Below are 23,223 nucleotides of genomic sequence, written 5' to 3'. Positions count from 1 at the left end.
GAAAGACCGTCTTATGAGTTCCCCTGCACCGAGCCCCGCGGTCGCCAGTACCGGCCCGTCACCCACCTCGGAGCAAGGCCCGTCAGCGCCGGACCCGTACGTGCCCGGCCATGGCACCAACGCCTATCGGGTGAACCGCTACGAACTGGAACTTGACTACAAGCTCAGCAGCAACCGCCTCAGCGGGCGCGCAGTCCTGCATGCTGTCACGCAGTACACCACGGCGGCCCTGGTGCTGGACCTGACCGGGCTGCGGGCCACCAAGATCCAGCTCAGCGGGCGGCGCGTGCGCAAGTACAGCCAGCGCGCGGAGCAGCTGGTGATAGTGCCTGACATGCCGCTGCCGGCCGGCGAAGTCTTCACCCTGGACATCAAGTACGAGGGCAATCCTGCTCCCCGGCGAGGGTTCTGGGGCGAAGTCGGCTGGGAGGAGTTAACCGATGGCGTCCTCGTTGCAGGCCAGCCCAACGGCGCTGCGTCCTGGTTCCCCTGCAACGACCACCCCGGCGAAAAGGCCAGTTACCGCATCAGCGTGACCACCGATGCCAATTATCGGGCGGTCTGCAACGGCACTCTTGTCTCCCACAGCAGCAGGTCGAGCCGCGAGACGTGGGTCTACGAGCAGCCGGAGCCCATGGCCACTTACCTTGCCACGGTCCAGATCGGCCGGTACGAGCTCCTCCGGCTGGATGCCGCCACCGCGAACGGGCAGGTCCCCCAGTATGCCGCCGTGCCGGCGCTATTGTGTGACGCTGCCCGCGAAGGCCTGGCCAGGCAGGCGGAGATGATGCGTACGTTCGCAAGCTGCTTCGGGCCGTACCCGTTCCCGGAGTACACCGTGGTGGTGACTGAAGACGAGCTGGAGATACCCCTTGAGGCGCAAACGCTCTCCATCCTGGGCCGGAACCACCTGACGCAGGAATGGGAGTCCCAGCGGCTCATCGCCCACGAGCTCGCCCATCAGTGGTTCGGCAACTCCCTCACGGCCGCAACATGGGCGGACATCTGGCTGCACGAAGGATTCGCCTGCTACGCGGAGTGGATCTGGTCCGAGGAAGCCAGCGTTATGTCGGTGGCCAACCGGGCCGCCGCGGCCTGGCGGAAGCTGGCGTCCGGCAGCCAGGACATCGTCATCGGTGACCCGGGTCCGGAGCTGATGTTTGATGACCGCGTGTACAAGCGCGGAGCCCTGGCCCTGCACGCCCTGCGTGTCCGGTGCGGCGATTTGGCGTTTTTCGCCCTCCTGCACGACTGGACCGCTGCCCACCGGCACGCTTCGGTGAGCACCGCGGCTTTTATTCTCGCCGCGGACCGGGCCACCGGCCTGGACACCGAGGCGCTGCTGCACCCGTGGCTCCACGAAACGGCCCTGCCGCCCCTGCCCATTCGCTGACGGCCTGCGCCCTAGGACGGGGCTGAAAGCGCGACGGCGGCACGGAGGTCCAGCGGCAGGCCTGCCTCCCCGGCGCCCAGGTCACGGATTTCCGCACGCTGCAGGACATCGAGGGTGTCCGGGGCGGTGGTGAGGCCGCGGCCGGTCATCTTAAGCCACGCCTCCTTGCGCGCCCACAGCCGTGCCCGCTCGTTAAGGAGGGCAGGCCCGGACAGCCCGGCGAGTGCCGCACGCTCGGCCGGGGTCAGGGCAACAGCGTCGAACCCGTCAAAGTCCAGCCGGGCCGGGTCCTCCAGGTCCACGCCGATCGTTACACCGGCAGGTGGTTCCACCACGGCACCCAGCAGGATCCAGCCGGAACTCCGGGACAGGCTCAGCGCCAGCGGCACCGGCTCTCCCCGGAACGCGTAGCCCGGCCTGCCGTGGGATAAGCCGGGGCCGCTCCCGCACCGGGGGCAGCTGAAGTTTGTGGTGAGGTCCGACGCCGGGACGTCCAGCAGTTCGGCGGCGAACCTTCGCAGAGCCAGCCGGCCAGCCACAAAACTGGCTCGCGGGCCCGGCGCCAGGGCGGCTGCCCGCTGCAGCTCGGCGGGGCCCAACAGCGGGAACCGGCCACCCGCCGTCGAACATTGCGCAAAGGTTCCCGCTGCCAGCTCGTCAACATCCAGCTTAAGCAAGTCCTGCCCTCCCGGATCACCGGGAGGGCAGGAACGCAGGACCGGAACCACCGTTGCCGGTCCCGCCACGGAGATCAGGCTTACCGCTGGACGGCGCCGAAGCGCTCGGCGGCCAGGGCCACTGCGCTCTCGCGTGCGGCCGAGGCCTCATCGGCCGTCAGCGTCCGGTCCGTTGCGCGGAAGCGCAGGCCGAAGGCAAGCGATTTCTTGCCTTCCTCGATGCCCTTGCCGGCGTAAACGTCGAACAGCGCCACGTCCTCCAGCAGTTCGCCGGCGCCTTCACGCAGGGCCTCGAGGACCCGGTCCGCGGGAATATCCTGCGGCACCACCAGGGCCACGTCCTGGGTGGCTACCGGGAACGTGGAGATGTGGCGCGCCACGATGACGTCCGCCGCCGCTTCGAACAGGGCGTCCGCGTTGAACTCCAGCGCCACCGAACGGGCAGGCATGTCGTGCGCGGCAAGGAGCTTCGGGTGCAGCTCACCGGCGTAGCCCACCACCTCGCCGGTGCGCAGCGAGAGCTGCGCGGCACGGCCCGGATGGAATGCCTGGTGCGAACCCTGGCTGACCACCACCTCCACGCCCAGGACATCGCCGGCGAGCCGGGCAATATCCAGGGCGTCGGACCAGTCCCACAAGCGCGGGGTGTGGCCGGCGGCGGCCGGTGAATCATGGCCGGTCAGGACGGCGGCGACGTACAGCGGCTGGTCCGGGACGCCGTCGTACAGTGCATCCAGTACCTCGTCGGAAGGCTTGACGCCCAGCGGCGGGATGGACGGCGTTCCCACCGTCTCGCCGGGCAGGAAGACGAGGCCCGATTCGAAGAGCGCCAGGTCGCGGAAGCCGCGGGAATGGTTCCGCTTGGCCACCTCGATGAGCCCGGGCAGCATGGACGTCCGCAGGTAGCCGTGTTCCTCGCTGATGGGGTTGGCCAGCTTGACCGCGCTCCGGGCAGCGCCCTGCTCGGCCACGCCGAACGTGTCGTTGGCTGCCTTGGAGACGAACGGGTAGGCCAGGACTTCGGTCAGGCCGGCGTCAGCCAGTGCCTGGATGAGCCGGCGGCGCTGCTGCTGCACGCGGGTCAGGCCACGTCCGGGAGGGGCCACCGGGAGGGTGGCGGGAATGTTTTCGTACCCCACCAGCCGCGCGATTTCCTCGGAGAGATCCTCTTTGGTTTCCAGGTCGTTCCGCCAACTGGGGGCGGTAACCGTCCAGCCGCCGTCGGTCTTCTCCACCACTGCACCGAGGTCCACCAGCGAGGTGGTGATTTGCTCTTCGGTGAAGTCGATGCCGATCCGCTGGGCGGCAAAGGCCGCCGGCAAAGTGATGGTCACGGCGTCAGGTGCGGTCCCGACGTCGGTCCCCGCCTGATCAGCCACGCCACCGGCGAGCTCCACCAGGAGGTCAGCCACACGCTGGGCGGCGATGTCCGCCACGTGCCAGTCAACGCCGCGCTCGAAGCGCTTGGATGCTTCGGACGGCAGCTTGTGGCGGCGGCGGGAACGGCCGATCGACACCTCGTCGAAGTGCGCGGCCTCCACCAGGACGTTCGACGTCGAATCGCTCACCTCGGTGGCGGCGCCGCCCATGACGCCGGCGATGCCGATGGCACCGGAGCCGTCGGTGATGAGGAGATCCTCGACGTCGAGTGTGCGCTCCTTGTCGTCCAGGGTGGTGATCTTCTCCCCTGCCACGGCGCGGCGGACCACAATGTCCCCGGACAGTTTGTCCAGGTCATAGCAGTGCGTGGGCTGGCCCAGCTCGAGCATCACGTAGTTGGAGATGTCCACCGGCAGGGAGATGGAGCGGATGCCGGCCAGCCGCAGCCGCGAGCTCATCCACGGCGGAGTGGGCCTGGCGGCATCCACGCCGCGGATGGTGCGGGCCACAAAGCGGTCGCAGCCGGGCTTGCCGTAAATGGGTGCGTCGTCGTTGAGCTTGACGCCGTGGCCGCCGGAAAGTTCCGCAGGGGCCTGCACCTTGGACGCCGGATCGGTGAACGACGTTCCGGTGGCATGCGCGTATTCCCGCGCAGCGCCGCGGATGGAGAACGCGTAGCCGCGGTCCGGGGTCACATTGATTTCCGCCGCCTCATCATAGAGACCGAGCAGGTCCATGGCATCCGTGCCGATTTCCGGGTCAAGCCCGATCCGGGACAGGACCAGGATGCCGTCATGGTCCTCGCCGATGCCCAGTTCACGGACGGAGGCGATCATGCCGGCGGAGAGGTGGCCGTAGGTCTTCCGGGCAGAGATGCGGAAGTCGCCCGGCAGGACAGCGCCGGGCAGGGTGACCACCACTTTGTCGCCCTCCACGAAGTTGTGGGCGCCGCAGATGATCCCCTGCACGCCGGAGGGGTCGATGCCCTCGCCGGTGAGGGTCTGCGCGTGGCCTTCGGGGACAACGCGGACCTGGCACCAGTTGATGGTCTTGCCATTGGTCTGCGGTTCTTTGACGATGCTCAGGACCTGGCCCACCACAACCGGGCCCCGCAGGGCGTCCGTGGGACGGTGGACGGCCTCTTCTTCAAAGCCGACCTTGACCAGTTCGGCCATGACGTCTTCGGCCGTTGCTCCGGCCGGTACTGCTGCGAATTCACGCAGCCAGGAAAGTGGGATACGCACTGTTAGATCTCCATCCCGAAGTGCTCGCTGAAACGTACGTCGCCTTCGATCATGTCTCGCATGTCGCCTACCTCGTTGCGGAACATGAGGGTGCGTTCAATGCCCATGCCGAAAGCGAAACCTGAATAGATGTCCGGGTCGATGCCGGCCGCGCGGAGCACGTTGGGGTTGACCATGCCGCAGCCGCCCCATTCGATCCAGCGCGGGCCGCCCTTGGCGCCCGGGTGCCAGATGTCCAGCTCGGCGGACGGCTCGGTGAACGGGAAGTAGTTGGGGCGCAGCCGGATCTGGGCTTCGTCGCCGAACATCTGCCGGGCGAAGTGCTCCAGGGTGCCGCGGAGGTCAGCCATGCTCAGGTGCTTGTCGATGGCCAGGCCCTCGAACTGGTGGAACACCGGGGTGTGGGTGGCGTCCAGTTCATCGGTGCGGAACACCTTGCCGGGGCACAGCACGTAGATGGGAACTTCGCGTTCCAGCATGGAGCGGACCTGCACCGGGGAGGTGTGGGTGCGCATCAGCAGGTGGGCCTCGGGCGGCTCCACGAAGAACGTGTCCTGCATCTCGCGGGCCGGGTGGTCCGGCTTGAAGTTCAGCGCATCGAAGTTGAACCATTCGGATTCCACCTCGGGGCCCTCGGCGATTTCCCAGCCCATGCCCACAAAGATGTCCGCCACGCGGTCCTGCAGCGTGGAGAGCGGGTGGCGTGCGCCAGCCCGACGACGGCGCGGTGCGGCAGTGACGTCCACCGTTTCTTCCAGCAGGATCCGGGCGTCGTTCTCGGCTTCCAGCTCGGCCGTCCGGTCCGCGAGCGCCTTGTTGACCTTGCCGCGGGAGGCGCCCATGAGCTTGCCGGCTACGGCCTTCTGGTCTTTGGCGAGTTTGCCGATTTCGCGGTTTGCGAGGCTGAGCGGTGACTTCTCACCGGTATGGGCCAGCCTCACCGCCTTGAGCTCGTCAAGGGTGCCTGCGCCGGCAATGGCGGCGATGGCCTGGTCTACAGCGGCAGTGATGGCGGCTTCATCCGTGGGGTTCGGGATGGCGGCGCCCGGCAAAGTTTCAGTCATCTACTGTTCTTAGCTACGAGTCGGGGCTGCCGGTGAAGGTGCAGCAGTGCGCGGTCTCCCGGCAGCGCATCCGTCACTGGCAGGTCATTTCGTGAATCCATGCAGGACGGATCCACTCGATGACCAGGGCAGGGCCGCTGGCGAAATACCCGGTTGGAAAATTACCGACTGAAGAATTACCGGCGGCCACTATCCATCAGTCTAATTGAACCCTCCGGCTACGATGGCCTCATGACAGAACGTCGGCGTCTGGCAGGAGTATGGCCGGTGGCGCCTGTGCAAATATCGGCTGTGTCTGCGCAGCCAAGGACGCACCCGACGGCGGGTCAGCGCGCGCGGCAGTTTGCCAACTTTGCCAACGGGACAACGCTGCTGGGCTTGGCGCTGGCGCGCTCTGCCGGGACGGCCATCACGCGGGGGCCCGCGGGGCTCATCATCGCTTCCGGCTATAGGTGGCGGGTCCCCTTCGCCGGGGCGTTCACCGTGGGCAACGTGGTCATCTGCCGGGTCGGTGCCGGGCAACTGACAGCCAACAGTGCGCTCCTGGGACATGAGGCAAGGCACTGCAGCCAGTACGCCTGGTGCCTGGGGCTGCCTTTCCTTCCATTGTATTTCCTGGCTGCGGCCTGGTCGCAGCTTCGGACCGGCAATCCGGCCTCGGCGAACTTTTTCGAACGGCAGGCCGGGCTGGCCGCCGGCGGATACATTGACACCCGGACACCAAGGCCGGCACCTGGCGGCGCCGGCGGAATCGAGGTCTGACCATGGCTGGCGACACCGGCATCAGGACCATTACCGTGACAGGCACGGGAGCCGCCGAGGCACCGCCTGACCTGCTGACCATTTCCGTGGGCGTCGAATGCCGGCGGGCCAGCGTTGGCTCCGCCTACGCCGACGCCGGCACCGCGTCGGCCGCCGTTTCGGAGGTGCTCCGACAGAATGGCGTGGCGGACGCGGATATCCGGACGTCCGGGCTCAACGTCCGGCCGGAGCTTGTCTGGCGCGAAGGCGAGGGCCAGCAGGTGGCCGGGTACGTCGCGTCCAGCATGCTCACCGTGCGGGTCCGGCGGGTGGCTGCCGCTTCCGCCGTTATCGCGGCCGTGGTTGACGCCGGCGGCGACGATGTGCGGCTGAACGGCCTCGAGCTGGGCTTCGCGGACGAATCCGCTGTGCTTGCCCGGGCCCGGGAAGCCGCGTGGCAGGATGCCGTTGCCGCGGCGGAGAAGTTTGCCGCCCTCGCCTCGGCGCACTTGGGCGCGGTGGTGTCCGTCTCAGAGCACCCCTTGTCATCCGGGCCGGTCCCGGTGGCCAGGCTCGAACGGGCAGTAGCCACGGACGCCATCAGTGTGGAGGCAGGCCACGCCAGCCTCGGCGCCAGCGTCACCGTGGTGTGGGAGCTGCTCGCCTGATCAGGCCTCCGGGGCTGCACCTGGCCCTCGATGCGGGGAGGTTGTCGAGAGCCAGGTGCACGACGTCAGGTGGTCGTCAGACGCCGCTTAGCTCCTCGACCGACGCGTCCTTCGTGACGACCTTTTTGGACCGGATCATTCCAACAGCGACGGCGCTGATAAGTACTACGGCACCGACAGCGAGGTAGAGCTGCACGGCCGACCATGAGGCGTCGAGCAAGGCGCCGGTGATCAGGGGCGCAATGATGGCACCGATTCGGCCGATGCCGATGCCCCATCCGACCCCTGTGCTGCGGACCGACGCAGGGTAGAGGGAGGGGGCGAGCGTATAGAGGCCGGCGATGCAGCCGTTGATCAGCATGCCGACGAGGACGCCTGCGCCCAAGGCGAGCACGATGACAGAGGCAGAGGAGATGAAGACGACAATCATCACGGACGAGAGGACGGTGAAGGCCACGAGGACCATCTTGCTGTTCCATTTGGTGGCGACGACGCCGTAGAGGACTGCTCCAAAGATTCCGCCCAAGGTCAGCATGAGTCCGCCGGTAATGCCTTGGCTTTCAGTCATGCCAGCGGTGACCAGCAGGCGTGGGGTCCAGCTGTTGACGAAGTAGAAGCCGAACATTGTGGTGAAGAAGGCCAACCAGAGCAGCAGCGTTGACCGCCGGTTCGAGGCAGACATGAGCTCGGAAATTGGATTGGCCTTCTTCCTGGCCGGGACAACTGCGTCCCCCAGGGAATCAGTTTCGGGGTGCCCCGTCTTGCGTGCGATTCGATTCAAGCGGTCCAGGACGTTCCGGGGCCTTTTTGTCAGCAGGAAGTCGACGGATTCGGGCAGCAGGAACAGCAGGACAACAAGAATGCTGAGAGTGCTGATGCCGCCGAAAACGAAGACGGAACGCCAGCCGTGCTGGCTTTGGAGGTAAACAGCTGCAGCACCTCCGAGGGTCGCCCCGACGCCGTAGCCGGCCGTGTAAATGCCGATGCTCAGTCCCCGGCGCTGCCTGGACGAGTATTCGCTGGCAATAACGTTCGTGCACGCCAGGATGCAACCGACGCCGAGTCCTGTGAGCAAACGCCAGATTCCCAGCTGCACCATGTCCCCGGCAGTGGCGGCCAGCAGCATTCCTGCTCCAGCTACGCCGACTGCAGCCAAAATCATCGGCCGCCGTCCGATGACATCTGCCAGTGGGGCGAGGCAGAGGGATCCTATCGCCATACCGACGAGTCCCGCACTCAGCAAAACACCCAACTCTGAGCCGGTCAGGCCAAATTCCTTGGTGACCCCGTTGGCCGTGAATGCCATAGCCAGGACGTCGAAGCCGTCCAGGGCATTGAGCAGGACGCACATTCCGATGATGGCCCATTGGTATGGCGACATTTTCGAGTCGTTGATACGTTCGCGTAGATTCATGGCGTGTTCCTTGAAATTTGGGAGCTCCGCGCGGGAGCAAAAGCTGTTTACGGCTGCGCTGGATGGGGGCAGCCAGGGTGGGGCCAGTCTGTGGTATTCAGGACACGTCGATGGTGACCACCGCAGGGGCGCCTGAACGGCTGGCCTCCGTACGGGAACCAGTGGCAGAGCTGACGGCCCGTGAGACGCAGCAGCACATCTTCTCTTTGGCATGGTGCTGCCGATCGCTGTAGAAAACGTCGCGGTGGTCGACGGCGCCGTCCAAGTCCAGGATCCGGACCTCGCACAGGCCGCACTCACCCTTGCGGCAGTCAAACATCATGTCCACGCCGGCGTCCTCGAGCGCTTCGAGCATGGAGCGGCCCGGCCCCACTGTGGCTTCGACGCCGAGCCGTGGGATGCGGACGAGGAACTCCTCAGGGTCGTACCAGCCGGAGTTCCCGAACGTTTCGTAGCGGAGGTCAGGCACTGCCAGCTCCCGTTCGGTCCAGCCGCGGCGGACTGCATCCATCAGCCGGATAGGCCCGCACATATAGAGTTCGGTTCCCGGATCGATTCCGCCTACCAGGCTGTTCACGTCCAGGGCGCTTCCTTCGTCGTCGACGTGGACCCGCAGTCGGGCCCCGTGGATCTCCTGCAGGTCCTGCAGGTAGGCCATTGCAGCCCGGGACCGGCCGGCGTAGACCAAGGTGTAGTCTGCCTTGACGTTGCGTAGCACCGCGGCCATGTTCATGATCGCGGTGATGCCGATGCCGCCTGCGAGCAGGACGTATCGCGCAGCTCCCACCCGCAGCGGAAAGTTCTGCAGGGGCTGGGTGATGCGCAGGGTGTCACCCAGCTTGAGTGTGTGCATAAAGACGGATCCGCCCCGGGAAACGGGGGCCTTGAAGACACTGATGGCCAGGGTGCTTCCGCCGTCGATGGATTCCACCACTGAATAGGAGCGCTTCTCCTGCTCGCCGTTGATGGTGACCATGAGGTCGATGTGCGATCCGGGTTCTGCATGCTTCGGTGCTGATGGTTCCAGTTCGATGCGCCGGATTCCTGCGGCCACGTCCGTGACGGCCGCCACCGTTGCAGACTGCCAGACTTCGTTGTTGGTTGCTGCCATTGTCTTTTTCCTTGGGGTCCTTGTCCGGTCAGAGTGCCGCTGCGAGGCGGCCCTCTGCCTGGAGCATGCGCTCGATCAGCCTGCGGACCCACATGCCGCCGGCGTCGATGTTCAGGCTGTAGAACTCGTAGTCAGGATTGGCGTCGATGGCTTCCTGCTGGGCCTTCAGCATGGCTTCGTCCTCACCGAACACGCCGTGTACCCCGTTGCGGAGCTGCGTGGTGATGAGCTGGCTGTCCAGGCAGTAGTTGCGCATGAAGGCCCAGAAGTAGTGGCAGGTCTTGGCGGTCTCCGGGCTGATCGTATTCATGACGTAACCGTTGACCCCCTGGCTGCGGTCGCCCTCCGGGGCGCCCGTGCCGGCCTTGGCAACGCCGACGTCGATGCGGATGGTGGTGGGCGCCTCGAATCGGATGATCTGCCAGCGGTCCACCTTGCCTTCGAAGCCGGGGAACTTGTCCCGCATGTTCTTGAGCCAGAACGGCGGGACATCGATGTTGAGCATCCATCGCGTCACAGTTACGGTCCGGTCATCGTGCGTGACAACGAAGTCGGATTCGCTGAGCTCTTCCTGGCCGATGCTGGAGGCGTGGACAAACTCCTCGTGGGTGAGGTCCATCAGGTTGTCCAGGACCAGCTGGTAGTTGCAGGGGGCAAAAATGGTCTCACCGTCGCCGGCCCAGTCCTGGCTGTCCATCTGGTGCATGTCCGGGACAAGGTCGGGGTCCGCCTTGGTGGGATCGCCCAGCCAGACCCACACAAAGCGATACCGCTCTACCACCGGGAATGACGGGACGGTGGCGGAGGGATTGATGCTCTCCTGCGCCGGCATGGACGCGCAGCGGCCCGCGGAGTTGTAGACAATGCCGTGGTAGGGGCACTGGATTCCGTCCTTGCCAACGGTCTTCCCCATGGACAACGGTGCAAGGCGGTGCCAGCAAGCGTCCGCCAGGGCAACGGCCTTGCCGTCCTCGGTGCGGTACAGCGCCAGCGGGCGGTCCGCAATCCTGCGGGCCATCGGTTTGCGCGTCACTTCGTGGTCCCAGGCGGCCACGTACCAGGCGTTCAGTGGGTGACCGAGGACTTTGTTGGTGGTGGAATTGCTGGACTCAAGCACAGTCATCATTGACCTCTTTCGGGGTGGCCGGGCAACCTGCGGTGAGGGTGCCTGCCAGATATGGAATCGTTCGCACCGGACAACTAACTATGAACATAGGTAGTGGCTGGGGTCACAGACTATCTATAGTTGTAGTTAGTTGGCAAGACCTCGAAAGGAATCTCCATGAGTCTTCGCTTCGCGCTATTGGCACTCCTTACCGTCGAACCGATGACCGGATACGACCTGGCCAAGCGATTCGAGTCCTCCGTGGCATTTGTCTGGCACGCGCCGGATTCACAGATTTACCCTGAGCTGCGGAAGATGGCGAAAGAGGGGCTCCTCACGGCCGAAGAAATCCCTTGGGGACCCAACGGCAAAAAGACGCAGTATCGCATAACCATTGAAGGCCGCGCGGCCTTCAAGCAGTGGATGAACACGCCTCTGGAGTACGCCCGCGAGCGTGATCCGGTCCACCTGAAAGCTGCTTACCTCGAATGGGCTGAGCCGAGCATGGCGAAGCAACATATGCAGGCCCATATTGAGTACCACAGGATGCGCCGGGGCCAATGGGCGGACATGATCGCGGGGCTGCGGGACGGGACCAACGAGATGCTTAGCAAGCGTTTGGCTGCAGCCGCTCCACAGGATCACCGCCGCATCCTTGAATACAAGATCTTCACCTACCAGGGGCTCATAGCCAGAGCAGAGACGGAAATCGAATGGGGCCTGCGTGGCCTGGAACTCATCGATTCACTCTCGAATACCCCTCCGGATGATCAACCCATCCACACACCTTCTTCTGCGTAAAAGCTCGCACATCCCGTCGGCCTTGACTTAAATTCGAACATACCTTCGAATAGAGTGCATGAGATGGGATGCACAAGCACTGATGCAGCGGCCGGCCGACGGCGCCGGAAGCGGGGCATCCCCCGCCCTACTTCCTTTGGCCGGGCTGGTCCGTTCCATCATTACTCCCGAATTCGCCGGCATCACCTTCCATGAGGTCACCGCCAAATCGGTGCTCAACAAGGTGGTCTCCGGTTCAAAAATGCCCTTCGAGTGGACCGTAAACCCCTACCGCGGCTGCAGCCACGCCTGTGTCTACTGCTTCGCGCGCAAGAGCCACACGTATCTGGACTTTGACGCCGGACTCGATTTCGACAGCCAGGTGGTGGTCAAGGTCAACGCTGCGGAAGTCCTCCGCAAGGAACTGGCCAAGCCCTCCTGGGGCCGCCACCAGGTCGCACTGGGCACGAACACAGATCCGTACCAGCGCGCAGAGGGCCGCTACCAGCTGATGCCGGGAATCATTGCAGCACTGGCGGACTCCGGCACCCCGCTGTCCATCCTCACCAAAGGGACGCTGCTGGCACGCGACATTCCGCTCCTGAAGCACGCTGCCGCGCAGGTTCCGGTCGGTGTTGGCATTTCGCTTGCCATGACGGACGAGGCACTGTCCGAGGCTGTGGAACCGGGCACGCCGGGCCCCCGGGCCCGGCTCAAGCTGGTCTCCCGCCTCCGCGACGCCGGGCTCCCCTGCGGTGTGATGGCCATGCCCATCCTGCCGTGGCTCTCGGACAGCGACGAAGCATTGGATGCCCTCTTCGGGTCCCTGGCCGCGGCGGGTGCCACCGGAGTGACGGCCGGCGCCCTGTACCTGAAGCCGGGCACCCGGGAATGGTTCATGCAGTGGATCGCCAAGAACCACCCTGAACTCGCCGGCCGCTACCGCCGCCTCTACGGCACGGGATCCTACGCCTCCAAGGAATACCGCACCTGGCTCGCTGCCAAAGTGCGCTATTTCAAGCAGCGGCACGGATTCACGAGCGGCCACGGGTTCAGCCACCGCGACCTGGAGGACGATCCCCGCAGCGAGGAGGCACAGTATCCGGAGGGCATCCTGCCGGTTTCCGGGCAGGCCGGCGCAGACACGGGGCATGGGGCCGGCGGTCCGGCTCTTCGCCAGCCCACCCTCTTCTGACCCGAAGTTTCAGCCGGTTCGACGTCCAGGTTCTGCGGACCCTCAGCGTGTGCGGGAGTGCAACACCGGTGAGCTGAGCACGTCCAACAGAGCCTGGACTATGGGAAAGTCGGCTGGGATCCAGGGAAGCTCAAGAACCGCCTGCTGGTCTGCCAGGGCCACCCACCGCAGTTCGTCGTGGTCCTCCAGCGGATGGGGCTCCCCCTCGGTGACTTCGGCTTGCCAAACCCGCATGCTCGCCCGCTCATTCAGCCGCCACCCCTCGGGCGTGCCGGCAGGCAACTCGGCTCCGAGCCTGACACCGACACCAAGCTCTTCCTTGAGTTCACGATGCAGCGCGGCCTCGCACACCTCGCCGGCTTCCACCTTGCCGCCGGGAAATTCCCAAAGTCCGGCAAACTGCTCGGGAGCCGTCCGCCGCGCCACCAGCAAGCGGGCGGGATGTTCCAACGAGTCCAGTATCGCTGCGCCAACTACCTGTATCTGTTCACTCACCGCCCCAGTCTATGAGCGCGGGCTCAGTGGTGGAGAAGCGCCGGCCATCAGATAGGCACAACCTCGGCGCGGGGCCTCCGGAACTGCGGGGCCTTGGCGATGGGGGACAATGGACGGCAGGCGTTCGCCGGCGGCCGGACTGGAATACCTGTACCCGATTCAGGGTTGCGTACAGTGGCCGCGGCAGCCCATCCCCCGGCACCATCCCAGCATCCTCATTGAAAAGCAGGCACATGAGCAGCACCACCCGAACGCCCACCACGTCCAGAGTGAAGACTCCCAACATTGGTGCGGCCATCTTCGCTTTGGCCATGGGCGGCGTCGGGATCGGCGTCACGGAATTCACCATGATGGGCCTGCTCAAGGAAGTGGAGCAGGGACTCAACATCAGCACTCCGGAAGCGGGACACCTCATTTCCGCTTACGCCCTGGGAGTGGTGGTGGGCGCGCCACTGCTCGCCGCGGTGGGCGCCAAGCTCCCCCGCAAACACCTCGCACTCGGCCTGATGCTGTTCTTCACCTTGGCAAACCTGACTTCCTACCTAGCTCCGGACTACGGAAGCATGCTGGTTTCCCGGTTCGCTGCAGGATTGCCCCACGGTGCCTTCTTTGGCGTCGCGGCCGTGATCGCCGCTTCCCTGGTTCCTGCCAGCCGACGCGGCTGGGCCATTTCCATGGTGATGGCGGGCCTGTCAGTCTCCAACGTCATCGGCGTTCCTGCCGCCACTTGGGTGGGCCAGACTTTCGGTTGGCGGCTGCTGTTCGTCCTCGTGGGCGGCATTGGTGCCCTGACGCTGGTCCTGCTGTGGAAATACGTGCCATTTCAGGCACCCCATCCGGACGCCAGCATCCGCCGCGAGTTGGGTGCACTCAAACGGCTGCAGGTCTGGCTGGCCATCCTCATCGGCATCGTGGGCTTTGGCGGCTTCTTTGCCACGTACACCTACATCGCCCACACTATGACGATGGTGGCCGGTATCCCCGCTTCACTGCTCCCCCTTGTGGTTGCGCTGTACGGTCTGGGCATGGTTGCCGGAACCGTGGTGGGCGGCAGGCTGGCTGACAAGTCGGTGATGGGGACCCTCTACTGGGTCCTGCCAGGCATCGCGGCCGCCTTGGTAACCTACGCCGTTGCCGTTCACTGGCCGTGGTCAGCCTTGGTCATGGTCTTTGTGGTGGGCGCGTCGGGGTCCCTGCTCATCCCGGCACTGCAGACCCGCCTGCTTGACGCCTCGCCGGACGCCCCTTCCCTGGCGTCTTCGCTTAACCACGCGGCGCTCAATGTGGCCAACGCATTAGGCGCATTCCTGGGCGGTGTGGTGATCGCATGGGGTTGGGGCTTCGTGGCGCCCGCGCTCGTGGGTGCGGTTCTCGCCCTGCTGGGCCTTGCCGTCGCAGTGACCAGCGGCCTGCTGGAACGTAAAAGGCCGCTGGCTGCCTGATCCAGGGGAACGGGCAGCCAACGGCCTCACCGGACAACCGGTGCACCGGCCTCACCGGGAACCGGTGCCGTGAGCTCAGTTCAGGGTGCTCTGAGCAATGATCAACTTTGCAGGTCCTGCGGCCGTGCCTCTGCCGAGGCCCGGCCGGCGCCTTGCACGTCGTCGCGGTGCAGATCCGGTTCCAGATAGATCACGCGTGCAATCGGAACGGCGCTGCGGATCCTGGACTCAGCGGCGTCAATGGAAGCTGCGATGTCCCTACCCGTTTCGGCGGCCCCCACGGAAATCTTTGCCGCCACCAGCAGCTCCTCCGGTCCGAGGTGAAGGGTCTTGAGGTGGATGATGCGGTTGTGCCCTCCGGCCTCGATGGCCTCGCTGATCCTCACCACATCGTCCCGTGTGGCAGACTCGCCCAGCAGCAGGGACTTGGTTTCAATCGCCAGCACCACCGCAATAGCCACGAGCAGCAGGCCGATCATGCCGGTGCCGGCTGCGTCCCAGACGCCGTTGCCGGTGATGAGCGTCATGCCAACTCCGATGAGCGCGAACAACAGGCCCAGAAGCGCCCCGAAGTCCTCCAGCAGGATCACCGGCAGCTCAGGCTGTTTGGCCGTGCGCACAAAGCTCACCCAGCCTTGCTTGCCACGAATGCGGTTTGACTCGATGATCGCCGTCCGGAAGGAGAAGGACTCCGCCGCGATGGCCCCGATCAGCACGGCCAGCGGCACCCACCAGAAGTCCCCTTCAATGCCATGCGGATCCTGCAACTTGTTCCACGCTTCGAAGAGCGCAAAAAGGCCACCCACGCTGAAGAGCACGATGGAGACGATGAAGGCGTAGATGTAGCGTTCCCGGCCATACCCGAACGGATGCTCAGGGCTGGCCGCCTTGCCGGCGCGCTTCCCGCCGATCAGCAGCAACAGCTGGTTACCCGAGTCGGCGAGAGAGTGGATCGCTTCGGCCAACATTGACGACGAAGCCGTCAGGATAAACGCAACAAATTTAAGGACGGCGATGGTCAGGTTTGCGGCAAGGGCCGCGACGATCGCCTTGGTACCGCCATTTGCAGCCACGGAGGCTTCACCCCTTCAGGATTACGGAACAAGCAGGATGATTCGCGACGCCGGAACTGGTTCCGCCCACGATTACCGTACCTTTTCGGCCGAAAAAAACGCACGCGCGACAGGCACTAAGCCTGCTGACAATGGAGCGCCCTTATGTTAGCTTGAACACTAATCGGGACGATTAATCCCGACGAATATGAAGGAGGAGACATGGGTTTTCTTGCTTGGATTATTCTCGGCCTCATAGTGGGGGCCATCGTCAAGGCCGTTATGCCCGGCAGGGTCGGCGGCGGCTGGGTGACGAGCCTCGTGCTGGGTGTAGTCGGCGCGATTGTAGGCGGCTGGATTGGCAGCCTCCTGTTCGGTAAGGGTGACCTTGCCTTCTTTGATCTGGGTACCTGGATCCTCGCCATCGTTGGCGGCCTGGTAGTTGCCGGCGTCTACGGCGCAATCACCGGACGTCGAGGGTCCACCCGCGCACCCTGATCCCCTCATCTAATTCATACAGCAAGGGCCCCGGAAGTTCCGGGGCCCTGCCTTTTAAGTCGTGCAAAGTGTCCTGGGGCCGGGTGCCATGCCAGGAGCTGACGTGATTAGTTAACTTGCCTGTTCCTGCTGGGACCGTGCACTTGCGTAAAGGCATACCGTAGCCGCCGTACCGAGGTTGAGGCTTTCCGCAGCTCCATAGACGGGCACAGCCACGCGGTGGTCCGCCAACACCAGTTCAGCTTCGGAGAGCCCCTGTGCTTCGTTTCCGAAGAGCCACGCCGTGGGTGCCTCCAACGCATAGACCGATTCGACGCCGGAGGAGGCAATGCGACGGGCGGCGTTTTCGTCCTGGAGCATATCCAGGTTGACGTCACCGCCGCCGTCAGCGGCCAGTATCCCAACGCCCCGTGACCGGCAGGCGGCTGTCACCTCCGCAATATCGGCGCCCAGGACCACTGGCAAATGGAACAGGGAACCGGCGGTGGAACGGACTGCCTTGGGATTATAGATATCGACGCTGGAGGCGGTCAGGATGACGGCGTCCGCCCCGGCCGCATCGGCTGCCCGGAGCACGGTGCCGGCGTTGCCGGGGTCCCGGACCTGACACAGCACGGCAATCAACCGCGGGCCGGCGTCGAGCACCTGTTCAAGGCTCACGTCCAGGAAACCGCAGACCGCGAGAATGCCCTGTGGGGTGACCGTGTCCGCCATCACCGCAAGCACTTCGTCAGTCGTGAGGTAAGCGTCAGTGCCCTCGGCCAGGGACTCCAGGTCCGGATGCCGGTCGAGGCACGCCTCGCTCGCGTAGACCTCATAGACGACGCCGGGCTCCCCCGCAGCGACACGCTTCCGGTGCAGCGTCAGGGCCTCACGGACAGCCTGCGGACCCTCCACGAGGAACTCGCTGCGCTTTAAACGGGCCGGGCGCCCGGCAAGTTGTGCCACCTTCCTCACCCGATCAGCTCGGGGATTGGAAAGTGGAAAATCTTGCGGGCGCCCGGTTTCGTTCATATAAGAACCTTAGTGGCTTCAGCCACCAGTCCTTGAACGGCCTTGAGTGCTACTTTACAGCCGGAGCCGACGTGTCAGCAGGCAGGGAATCCTTGGCAATCTTCACCAGTGCGGCGAAAGCGTTGGCGTCGGAGACGGCCAGCTCGGCCAGCATACGGCGGTCAACCTCGACCTCAGCGGCCTTCAGGCCCTGGATCAGACGGTTGTAGGTGAGGCCGTTGGCGCGGGATGCAGCATTGATGCGCTGGATCCACAGGCGACGGAAATCACCCTTCTTCTTCTTGCGGTCACCGTAGCTGTACACAAACGAGTGCAGCAGCTGCTCTTTGGCCTTGCGGTACAGGCGTGAACGCTGTCCACGGTAGCCCTTTGCGCGTTCAAGAATAACCCGGCGCTTCTTGTGGGCGTTGACCGCCCTCTTCACACGTGCCACGTGCGTACTCCTTCGAAAATCTGATCCCAAGCATCTACTGCCGGTACAACCGGCTGGCCTGAGAAGCCTTTTTGGTAGTTGACTGCTGCCAGGTGGCATCAGTCAGAGAACTTGGAACTTAGATGCCGAGCATCTTCCGGATGACCTTAGCGTCACCCTTGAAGACGATCTTGTCGCCGGCGAGGCGACGAGTCAGCCTGGAGGACTTGTGCTCGAGGTAGTGGCGGCGGTTGGCCTGCTGGCGGCGCAGCTTGCCGCTACCGGTCAGCTTGAAGCGCTTCTTAGCACCACTGTGGGTCTTCATCTTCGGCATGGGAACCGATCTCCTTACGTGTCCGCAGACATTGTCTGCAGTTCTTTCGAGCAGCCACCCCTGCAGGCGGCGTGCTGGTTGCGTACTACTGGAGGAAACCTCCTGCAGCTTTGAACTAGGTAGTCTTCTTACCGGCCGGCTTCGGAGCTGCCTTGGGGGCAGGCCTCGCAGCAGGCTTCGGAGCTGCCGGCCGGGCTACCGGCTTGGGCATCGGCACCGGCGGCCTCGGAGCTGCCGGAGCCGGAGCGGCTGCCTTGGGGGCCTCAGCGGGCTTGGCCTCGGGAGCCTTGGCCGGAGCCGGGGCCGCCTTGGGGGCCTCCCGTTTGGGAGCAGCGGCCTTCGGGGCAGCCTGCTTGGGCGCCTCCTGTGCAGCGGCTTCCTTCACCGGAGCTTCCTTCGCAGCAGCTTCCTCTGCAGGGGCTTCCTTCGCGGGAGCTTCCTTCGCCGGGGCCTCGGCTACAGGAGCAGCAACGGGCGCCTCGGCTGCTTCGGCGTTGGCGGGTGCTGCCGTTTCCGGAGCTGCCGCCTCGGTGGCCTCAGCTTCAGGGGCTTCCGTCTCTGGCTGCGTGGTGATGGCGAAACCTTCCGGAAGAAGGTCAGCCAGGGACTGGGTCAGCGGCGCCTGGTCGTCACCGGTGACATCGATGCGGCCCGAAGCCTTGGCTTCGTTCTGCGCCTTGGCCTCTGCACGCTGTGATGCCCGGCGCGCCTCAGCCTTGGCCTCCGCCTTGTTCTTGAGCGGGCCCACGACCATCACCATGTTGCGGCCGTCAATACGCGGGCTGGACTCAACAACGCCCACCTCGGCGACGTCGTCAGCGAAACGCTGGAGCAGGCGGATGCCCATCTCCGGACGCTGCTGCTCGCGGCCACGGAACTGGATCATGGCCTTGACCTTGTCACCTGCACCGAGGAAGCGAAGCGCATGGCCGCGCTTGGTCTCGTAGTCATGGGTGTCGATCTTCAGACGGAAGCGGATTTCCTTGAGAACCGTGTTGGTCTGGTTCTTCCGGGCTTCACGTGCCTTGACTGCGGCCTCGTACTTGTACTTGCCGAAGTCCATCAGCTTGCACACCGGAGGCTTGGCCTGAGGTGCTACTTCAACGAGATCAAGATCGGATTCAGCAGCCAAACGCAGGGCATCCTCAATACGGACGACCCCTACCTGTTCACCTGCAGGACCGACCAGCCGCACCTCGGGGACGCGGATACGCTCATTGATTCTTGGCTCGCTAATGTTAAAGCTCCTGTGATTGATGTGGTAAACCCACCGGCAAATAGAGAAGGCCCCCAATTGCCGGAGCAATCGAAGGCCTCGATGATCGGATACACGCTTCTCCGAAGAGAAACCGTGCGCAGTTCTTTCGGGCACAATGCCAGATGAACTGTCCGACCGGTACCCGGCAACCTTGCTTCCCCGGAATGACTTCCGGTGGGAAAACGGCTGACGCGGGTGGGAGAGAACTCCGCTTGCAAACTGCATGCCATTCTACAGAAAAAATCCCTATCGACGCAGCGGGGCGCCGGCGGGACCTTAACATAGCAAAATAACGACATTCAGTCGGTCTGTGACAAGCTTACCAGTATGAGTACCCCAGACAGCAATTCACACGTTTTCGAGGCCGCCCCTGCCGAGGCTGACGTGAGCCAGCAAATCCGCGACATCTCCGAGGTGCCGGCCATCGAGGTCATCACCACCGCCGCCGTTCACCTGATGAGTGCGGCAGCGGTAAAGCTCGGCCTCGCCGCCGAGGACAACGCGGAGGAACTGAAGGACCTGGATGAGGCCCGCAAACTTATCACCGCCCTGGCCGGGCTGGTGACGGCTGCTGCCCCTGAAATCGGTTCCCAGCACGCAGGGCCGTTGCGCGATGGACTGCGTTCCCTGCAGCTTGCCTTCCGCGAAGAGTCTGTCATTCCGGACGCCCCGGGCAAGGGCCCCGGCGAGAAGTACACCGGCGCGGTCAACTAGTACCTCACCCGGCAATTCGTTCAAAAAACTAAATCACGACGGCGGCGGGCGGACCACGGAGGTCCGCCCGCCGCCGTCGTTCCCTGACGTTGCCCGCCGCACCTTGAAGAAGCATTTCCATCGATTGCTCCGTAACCGCCGTTCTGAGGGGTCAAAAGGGCCGTTACGGAGCAATCGATGGGAGGAAGCGTCAGGCGGCCACTCTGCGGCGCCGCATCGCCTGGAGCAGCAGTCCCACCAGGCAAAGCACAACGCCGGCCAGGCCCACTGCCACAAACCCTCCGGACGGCCCCGTCCCGTCGATGAACACTCCGGCGAGGGGAGCGCCCAGAGCTACGCCGGCGGTCAGCGCAGAGCCGTACCAGCCCATCGCCTCGCCACGGCGGTCCTCAGCCACCAGGTCGGCAACCTTTTCGGAAGCCGCTGAGAGCACAGGCGCGCACAAGAGTCCCGGAAGGATCGAAACGAACGCCAGGGTCCAGGTATCGTGCGCGAAGCCCATCGGAATGGTCAGGGCCGCCATGCCCAGGAGCAGGACGATCGGCGGGACCGGCCTGTGCATGGCGCCGTAGACCAGGCCGCCGATCACGGACGCGGCGCACCAAAAGAGGAAAACGATGCCGATTTCGCTTTGGTGCCCGCCGGTTTCCAGGGCCGCAACAATTCCGACGTCGGTGCCGCTGAGCACCATCCCGGTTCCCGCCGCAACCGCAAAGACCGCCGCGACGGTGGCCGTGAACCAGGCAAAATTGTGGGACACCTTGCCGCGCAGGCCCGCGCGGCCACGGCGGGCGGTTTCGGCACCGGCTGGAACAAGGTCGGCCGCTGCTTCCTGGACGTGGGCGGGGGCTGCGCACACGACTGCCACCTCCGCCGCATGCCGCTGGTCCGCCTCGCCTTCCTCGGTCTGCGTGGCGCTGCGCGTGGGCGGGTTGAACCACATCAGGAACAGGCCGGCCAGGGAGGTGGACACCCCCACCACGGTGAGGCCCAGAACGGTGAAGCCGCTGGTGGCCACGACGGCGCCTGCCGCCGGTCCGATCATAAACACCACCTCAGTGGTGATGGAGTCCAGGGCAAAAGCGGTCCGCCGCTGGGTACCGTCCGCGAGGACGCCCAAGGACTGGCGGATCACGCTGAAGATCGGCAGGGTCAGCAGGCCACCGATGAACACCAACGGCAACAGCAATTCGTAGCTGACATGCGGTACCACGGCCCAGATGACCGCTTCGGAAACCACTGACGGGATAAGGGCCCGGCGCAGGCCTACCGTGTCAACACGCCGGCCGCGCCATGGCGCGCCCACAGCTATGCCGATGGTCATCACCGCTGCAGCTGCGCCAGCCGCGGCATAGCCCTTGTCCAGGCTGAGGACGATGTGCAAGGTCAGCAGGACGCCGGCGGCAGAGTGCGGGATGCGGGCCACCATGCCCACAAGCAGGAGCCGCCTGATGGGCCCGACGGCGAGCAACTCCCGGTAGAGAGCGAAATTCACGGAGAATCCTTTGGATCGGGCACGGGCAGCCCGAGGGGTCTCCCCGCTGACCGTCTGCTACTGAACCGCGCGCCGCAACTTGATTTCCATCGAATCGACCCGCTCCCCAAACAATACATTCCGGGACCAGGCAGCCTGAAGTCCGGCGACGAGCTCCTGCACCGCGGCGGCATCAAGACCATCCTCGAGGTAAAGAATCACCTGCAGTTCGGGTCCGGCGCCGCCCCCTGAGAGCGGGACTCCCCCGCCGGTCACAGCGGCAACGCCCGAACCTGGAAGCAGCTCGATGTTCCGGACCGCCGGGAACCCCCCGGCGGTGGCGGCCATTTCGGCGGCAAGCACGGCATCGGTGTAGGAGGGCACCCACTCCTGCTGCTGTGCCAGTGCCCACACGGCAGGCCGACGGACCACGAGGGTAACGTCCGAGCCCGGGTCCAGGACCAGCAATTCGGCCCCCTCGGCGACGGCTGACAGCGCGGCGCGCGCCGCGTACACAGCCACAGGCCGTGCGTCAGGGTGCCAGGCGGCCAGGCGGCCAGCTGATGTGAAGGCGGGCATGGCTGTCCGGCCGTCAGCTGCCTTCAGGGTGACCAGGGCCATGTCGGCCTGCTTGTCCGCGGTCAGCCCGGCCACGCCCTCCGCCTCGGCGCCGAGCTGCGCGATGATGGGGATGAAGACACGGGCAGTGGCGAGCGAGGCCACCACCGCTGTTTCGTTACCGCCGCCGCCAACCAGGGCCTCCACGGCGGCGAGGTAACCGGCGTCGGCCGTTCCGTCGTCGTCCTCGAAGTTGTGGATCTTGGCGTCGTCCCCGGCCAGGCTCCGGCCCTCCCAGGGCCTCCCCGCCGAATCGCTGGGGCCGCCCGCGCCGGCAAGGGCAGCGGCGATGTGTCCGGGAAGGTGGCGCTGGACGGGAGCCCCGCCAGCCGTTGCTGGATTGTGTGTGCTGTCCACGGGCCGGCTAGCGGCGTCCGGCGACGTCGAGGGCTTCGGGCAGCGTAAACGCACCGGCGTAGAGCGCCTTACCGACGATCGCGGCCTCCACGCCCAGCGGCACCAGCGACCGGAGTACCTTCAGGTCGTCCAGGCTGGAGATGCCGCCCGAGGCGACCACCGGCTTGCCGGTCTTCTCCACCATCTGACGCAGGAGTTCCACGTTGGGTCCCTGCAGGGTGCCGTCCTTGGTGACGTCGGTGACAACGTACCTGGCGCAGCCGGCCTCTTCCAGGCGGCCCAGAACCTCCCAGAGGTCGCCGCCTTCCTTGGTCCAGCCCCGGCCCGCCAGCGTTGTTCCGCGGACGTCAAGGCCGACGGCGATCTTGTCGCCGAAGCGTTCGATGGCTTTGCGGGTCCATTCCGGGTTCTCCAACGCCGCCGTACCGAGGTTGACGCGGGCCACGCCAAGATCAAGCGCCGCTTCGAGGGATTCGTCGTCCCGGAGGCCACCGGAAAGCTCCACCTTGATGTCAAGCCGGCCTACGACTTCGCGGAGCAGTTCTGCGTTGGAGCCGCGGCCGAACGCTGCGTCCAGGTCCACCAGGTGCACCCACTCGGCGCCCTGCTGCTGCCAGTTAAGGGCCGCGTCCAGCGGTGTGCCGTAGCTCGTCTCACTGCCGGCTTCCCCCTGGACCAGCCGAACGGCCTGGCCGTTTACGACGTCGACGGCGGGCAGCAGTTCAAGAACCGGCAGGTCGGTTGCGGTGGTCATCTCAAATCCTCTTCAATGTTGTGATGCTG

Annotated in this window: 23 protein-coding genes; 8 read left to right on the top strand and 15 right to left on the bottom strand. The window is 65.1% G+C overall.

Translation table 11 applies throughout. From position 1 onward, the window contains the following. Positions 1-13 precede the first annotated feature (13 nt). A complete protein-coding gene (locus IAQ70_RS07715) occupies positions 14-1,393 on the top strand; it encodes a M1 family metallopeptidase (RefSeq protein ID WP_190988716.1) in 1,380 nt (459 codons plus the stop codon). Positions 1,394-1,404: 11 nt separating this feature from the next. On the opposite strand, the gene IAQ70_RS07710 is transcribed toward IAQ70_RS07715, so the two are convergent. The 3 genes from IAQ70_RS07710 to pheS form a co-directional block, all read right to left on the bottom strand. Further along, positions 1,405-2,070 (bottom strand): 4'-phosphopantetheinyl transferase family protein, encoded by a 666-nt coding sequence (locus tag IAQ70_RS07710; protein ID WP_223859335.1) that lies wholly within the window; start codon positions 2,068-2,070, stop codon positions 1,405-1,407. An 80-nt stretch (positions 2,071-2,150) separates the two neighbouring features. Next, complete coding sequence (gene pheT, locus IAQ70_RS07705) at positions 2,151-4,694, bottom strand: phenylalanine--tRNA ligase subunit beta (RefSeq protein ID WP_190988715.1); 2,544 nt, start codon at positions 4,692-4,694, stop codon at positions 2,151-2,153. Between the two features lie 2 nt (positions 4,695-4,696). After that, positions 4,697-5,758, bottom strand: a complete 1,062-nt coding sequence (gene pheS, locus IAQ70_RS07700) for a phenylalanine--tRNA ligase subunit alpha (RefSeq protein ID WP_190988714.1) — start codon at positions 5,756-5,758, stop codon at positions 4,697-4,699. A 291-nt stretch (positions 5,759-6,049) separates the two neighbouring features. Here pheS and IAQ70_RS07695 point away from each other — a divergent pair, with 291 nt between their 5' ends. Together IAQ70_RS07695 and IAQ70_RS07690 are read left to right on the top strand one after the other, a co-directional pair. Continuing rightward, positions 6,050-6,520, top strand: a complete 471-nt coding sequence (locus IAQ70_RS07695) for a hypothetical protein (protein ID WP_190988713.1) — start codon at positions 6,050-6,052, stop codon at positions 6,518-6,520. Between the two features lie 2 nt (positions 6,521-6,522). After that, complete coding sequence (locus IAQ70_RS07690) at positions 6,523-7,167, top strand: SIMPL domain-containing protein (RefSeq protein WP_190988712.1); 645 nt, start codon at positions 6,523-6,525, stop codon at positions 7,165-7,167. Between the two features lie 76 nt (positions 7,168-7,243). On the opposite strand, the gene IAQ70_RS07685 is transcribed toward IAQ70_RS07690, so the two are convergent. From IAQ70_RS07685 to IAQ70_RS07675, 3 genes are all read right to left on the bottom strand, one after another. After that, a complete protein-coding gene (locus IAQ70_RS07685; protein WP_190988711.1) occupies positions 7,244-8,581 on the bottom strand; it encodes an MFS transporter in 1,338 nt (445 codons plus the stop codon). Between the two features lie 97 nt (positions 8,582-8,678). Then, positions 8,679-9,692, bottom strand: coding sequence for a PDR/VanB family oxidoreductase (locus IAQ70_RS07680; RefSeq protein WP_190988710.1), 1,014 nt, complete (start codon positions 9,690-9,692; stop codon positions 8,679-8,681). A 28-nt stretch (positions 9,693-9,720) separates the two neighbouring features. Continuing rightward, positions 9,721-10,815 carry an aromatic ring-hydroxylating dioxygenase subunit alpha gene (locus IAQ70_RS07675; protein ID WP_190988755.1) on the bottom strand — a complete coding sequence of 365 codons (1,095 nt, stop codon included), beginning with the start codon at positions 10,813-10,815 and terminating at the stop codon, positions 9,721-9,723. Between the two features lie 159 nt (positions 10,816-10,974). Here IAQ70_RS07675 and IAQ70_RS07670 point away from each other — a divergent pair, with 159 nt between their 5' ends. Continuing rightward, the gene (locus IAQ70_RS07670; RefSeq protein WP_190988709.1) at positions 10,975-11,598 is read left to right on the top strand and encodes a PadR family transcriptional regulator; all 624 of its coding nucleotides are present in this window, start codon (positions 10,975-10,977) and stop codon (positions 11,596-11,598) included. A gap of 58 nt (positions 11,599-11,656) precedes the next feature. Next, positions 11,657-12,772, top strand: a complete 1,116-nt coding sequence (locus IAQ70_RS07665) for an Rv2578c family radical SAM protein (protein WP_190988708.1) — start codon at positions 11,657-11,659, stop codon at positions 12,770-12,772. Positions 12,773-12,814: 42 nt separating this feature from the next. Here IAQ70_RS07665 and IAQ70_RS07660 read toward each other — a convergent pair whose 3' ends face one another. Further along, positions 12,815-13,267, bottom strand: a complete 453-nt coding sequence (locus tag IAQ70_RS07660) for a (deoxy)nucleoside triphosphate pyrophosphohydrolase (RefSeq protein WP_190988707.1) — start codon at positions 13,265-13,267, stop codon at positions 12,815-12,817. Between the two features lie 233 nt (positions 13,268-13,500). Here IAQ70_RS07660 and IAQ70_RS07655 point away from each other — a divergent pair, with 233 nt between their 5' ends. Continuing rightward, the gene (locus tag IAQ70_RS07655) at positions 13,501-14,709 is read left to right on the top strand and encodes an MFS transporter (protein WP_190988706.1); all 1,209 of its coding nucleotides are present in this window, start codon (positions 13,501-13,503) and stop codon (positions 14,707-14,709) included. A gap of 101 nt (positions 14,710-14,810) precedes the next feature. Here the strand turns inward: IAQ70_RS07655 and IAQ70_RS07650 are convergent, their stop codons facing one another. After that, positions 14,811-15,782, bottom strand: a complete 972-nt coding sequence (locus IAQ70_RS07650) for a cation diffusion facilitator family transporter (RefSeq protein WP_190988705.1) — start codon at positions 15,780-15,782, stop codon at positions 14,811-14,813. A gap of 201 nt (positions 15,783-15,983) precedes the next feature. Here IAQ70_RS07650 and IAQ70_RS07645 point away from each other — a divergent pair, with 201 nt between their 5' ends. Beyond that, positions 15,984-16,259 (top strand): GlsB/YeaQ/YmgE family stress response membrane protein, encoded by a 276-nt coding sequence (locus IAQ70_RS07645; RefSeq protein WP_190988704.1) that lies wholly within the window; start codon positions 15,984-15,986, stop codon positions 16,257-16,259. A gap of 111 nt (positions 16,260-16,370) precedes the next feature. Here IAQ70_RS07645 and IAQ70_RS07640 read toward each other — a convergent pair whose 3' ends face one another. The 4 genes from IAQ70_RS07640 to infC all read right to left on the bottom strand — a co-directional run bounded on the left by IAQ70_RS07640 (position 16,371) and on the right by infC (position 19,214). Next, a complete protein-coding gene (locus IAQ70_RS07640) occupies positions 16,371-17,273 on the bottom strand; it encodes a TrmH family RNA methyltransferase (RefSeq protein ID WP_190988703.1) in 903 nt (300 codons plus the stop codon). A 49-nt stretch (positions 17,274-17,322) separates the two neighbouring features. Further along, on the bottom strand, positions 17,323-17,706 hold the full coding sequence (rplT, locus tag IAQ70_RS07635; RefSeq protein ID WP_190988702.1) for a 50S ribosomal protein L20: 384 nt from the start codon (positions 17,704-17,706) through the stop codon (positions 17,323-17,325). 118 nt (positions 17,707-17,824) lie between these two features. Continuing rightward, the gene (gene rpmI / locus IAQ70_RS07630; RefSeq protein ID WP_009358635.1) at positions 17,825-18,019 is read right to left on the bottom strand and encodes a 50S ribosomal protein L35; all 195 of its coding nucleotides are present in this window, start codon (positions 18,017-18,019) and stop codon (positions 17,825-17,827) included. 115 nt (positions 18,020-18,134) lie between these two features. Further along, positions 18,135-19,214: a translation initiation factor IF-3 gene (gene infC, locus IAQ70_RS07625; RefSeq protein WP_407682567.1), complete on the bottom strand. Its 1,080-nt coding sequence runs from the start codon at positions 19,212-19,214 to the stop codon at positions 18,135-18,137. A gap of 390 nt (positions 19,215-19,604) precedes the next feature. Between infC and IAQ70_RS07620 the strand changes: the two genes are divergently transcribed. Further along, a complete protein-coding gene (locus IAQ70_RS07620; RefSeq protein ID WP_164201053.1) occupies positions 19,605-19,991 on the top strand; it encodes a DUF1844 domain-containing protein in 387 nt (128 codons plus the stop codon). 190 nt (positions 19,992-20,181) lie between these two features. On the opposite strand, the gene IAQ70_RS07615 is transcribed toward IAQ70_RS07620, so the two are convergent. From IAQ70_RS07615 to priA, 3 genes are read right to left on the bottom strand one after another with little or no spacing between them, the layout of a single operon-like run. Next, positions 20,182-21,486 (bottom strand): MFS transporter, encoded by a 1,305-nt coding sequence (locus IAQ70_RS07615; protein WP_190988700.1) that lies wholly within the window; start codon positions 21,484-21,486, stop codon positions 20,182-20,184. Positions 21,487-21,543: 57 nt separating this feature from the next. Then, entirely contained in the window at positions 21,544-22,440 is an 897-nt protein-coding gene (locus tag IAQ70_RS07610; RefSeq protein ID WP_190988699.1) for an SseB family protein, read from the bottom strand. A gap of 7 nt (positions 22,441-22,447) precedes the next feature. Further along, a complete protein-coding gene (priA, locus tag IAQ70_RS07605; RefSeq protein ID WP_190988698.1) occupies positions 22,448-23,194 on the bottom strand; it encodes a bifunctional 1-(5-phosphoribosyl)-5-((5-phosphoribosylamino)methylideneamino)imidazole-4-carboxamide isomerase/phosphoribosylanthranilate isomerase PriA in 747 nt (248 codons plus the stop codon). Between the last annotated feature and the right edge of the window lie 29 nt (positions 23,195-23,223).

This window comes from Pseudarthrobacter sulfonivorans (assembly GCF_014712225.1).
GTDB lineage: Bacteria > Actinomycetota > Actinomycetes > Actinomycetales > Micrococcaceae > Arthrobacter > Arthrobacter sulfonivorans.
Note: the sequence above shows the minus strand (reverse complement) of the source record. Positions and strands in the feature narration are given on the sequence as shown.

Coding starts and splice junctions, on each gene's coding strand:
- rpmI (WP_009358635.1), bottom strand. CDS start 18,019: ATGCCGAAGATGAAGACCCACAGTGGTGCTAAGAAGCGCTTCAAGCTG.
- IAQ70_RS07715 (WP_190988716.1), top strand. CDS start 14: ATGAGTTCCCCTGCACCGAGCCCCGCGGTCGCCAGTACCGGCCCGTCA.
- IAQ70_RS07665 (WP_190988708.1), top strand. CDS start 11,657: ATGAGATGGGATGCACAAGCACTGATGCAGCGGCCGGCCGACGGCGCC.
- IAQ70_RS07675 (WP_190988755.1), bottom strand. CDS start 10,815: ATGACTGTGCTTGAGTCCAGCAATTCCACCACCAACAAAGTCCTCGGT.
- IAQ70_RS07645 (WP_190988704.1), top strand. CDS start 15,984: ATGGGTTTTCTTGCTTGGATTATTCTCGGCCTCATAGTGGGGGCCATC.
- IAQ70_RS07685 (WP_190988711.1), bottom strand. CDS start 8,581: ATGAATCTACGCGAACGTATCAACGACTCGAAAATGTCGCCATACCAA.
- IAQ70_RS07640 (WP_190988703.1), bottom strand. CDS start 17,273: ATGAACGAAACCGGGCGCCCGCAAGATTTTCCACTTTCCAATCCCCGA.
- IAQ70_RS07670 (WP_190988709.1), top strand. CDS start 10,975: ATGAGTCTTCGCTTCGCGCTATTGGCACTCCTTACCGTCGAACCGATG.
- priA (WP_190988698.1), bottom strand. CDS start 23,194: ATGACCACCGCAACCGACCTGCCGGTTCTTGAACTGCTGCCCGCCGTC.
- IAQ70_RS07620 (WP_164201053.1), top strand. CDS start 19,605: ATGAGTACCCCAGACAGCAATTCACACGTTTTCGAGGCCGCCCCTGCC.
- pheS (WP_190988714.1), bottom strand. CDS start 5,758: ATGACTGAAACTTTGCCGGGCGCCGCCATCCCGAACCCCACGGATGAA.
- IAQ70_RS07690 (WP_190988712.1), top strand. CDS start 6,523: ATGGCTGGCGACACCGGCATCAGGACCATTACCGTGACAGGCACGGGA.
- IAQ70_RS07680 (WP_190988710.1), bottom strand. CDS start 9,692: ATGGCAGCAACCAACAACGAAGTCTGGCAGTCTGCAACGGTGGCGGCC.
- IAQ70_RS07655 (WP_190988706.1), top strand. CDS start 13,501: ATGAGCAGCACCACCCGAACGCCCACCACGTCCAGAGTGAAGACTCCC.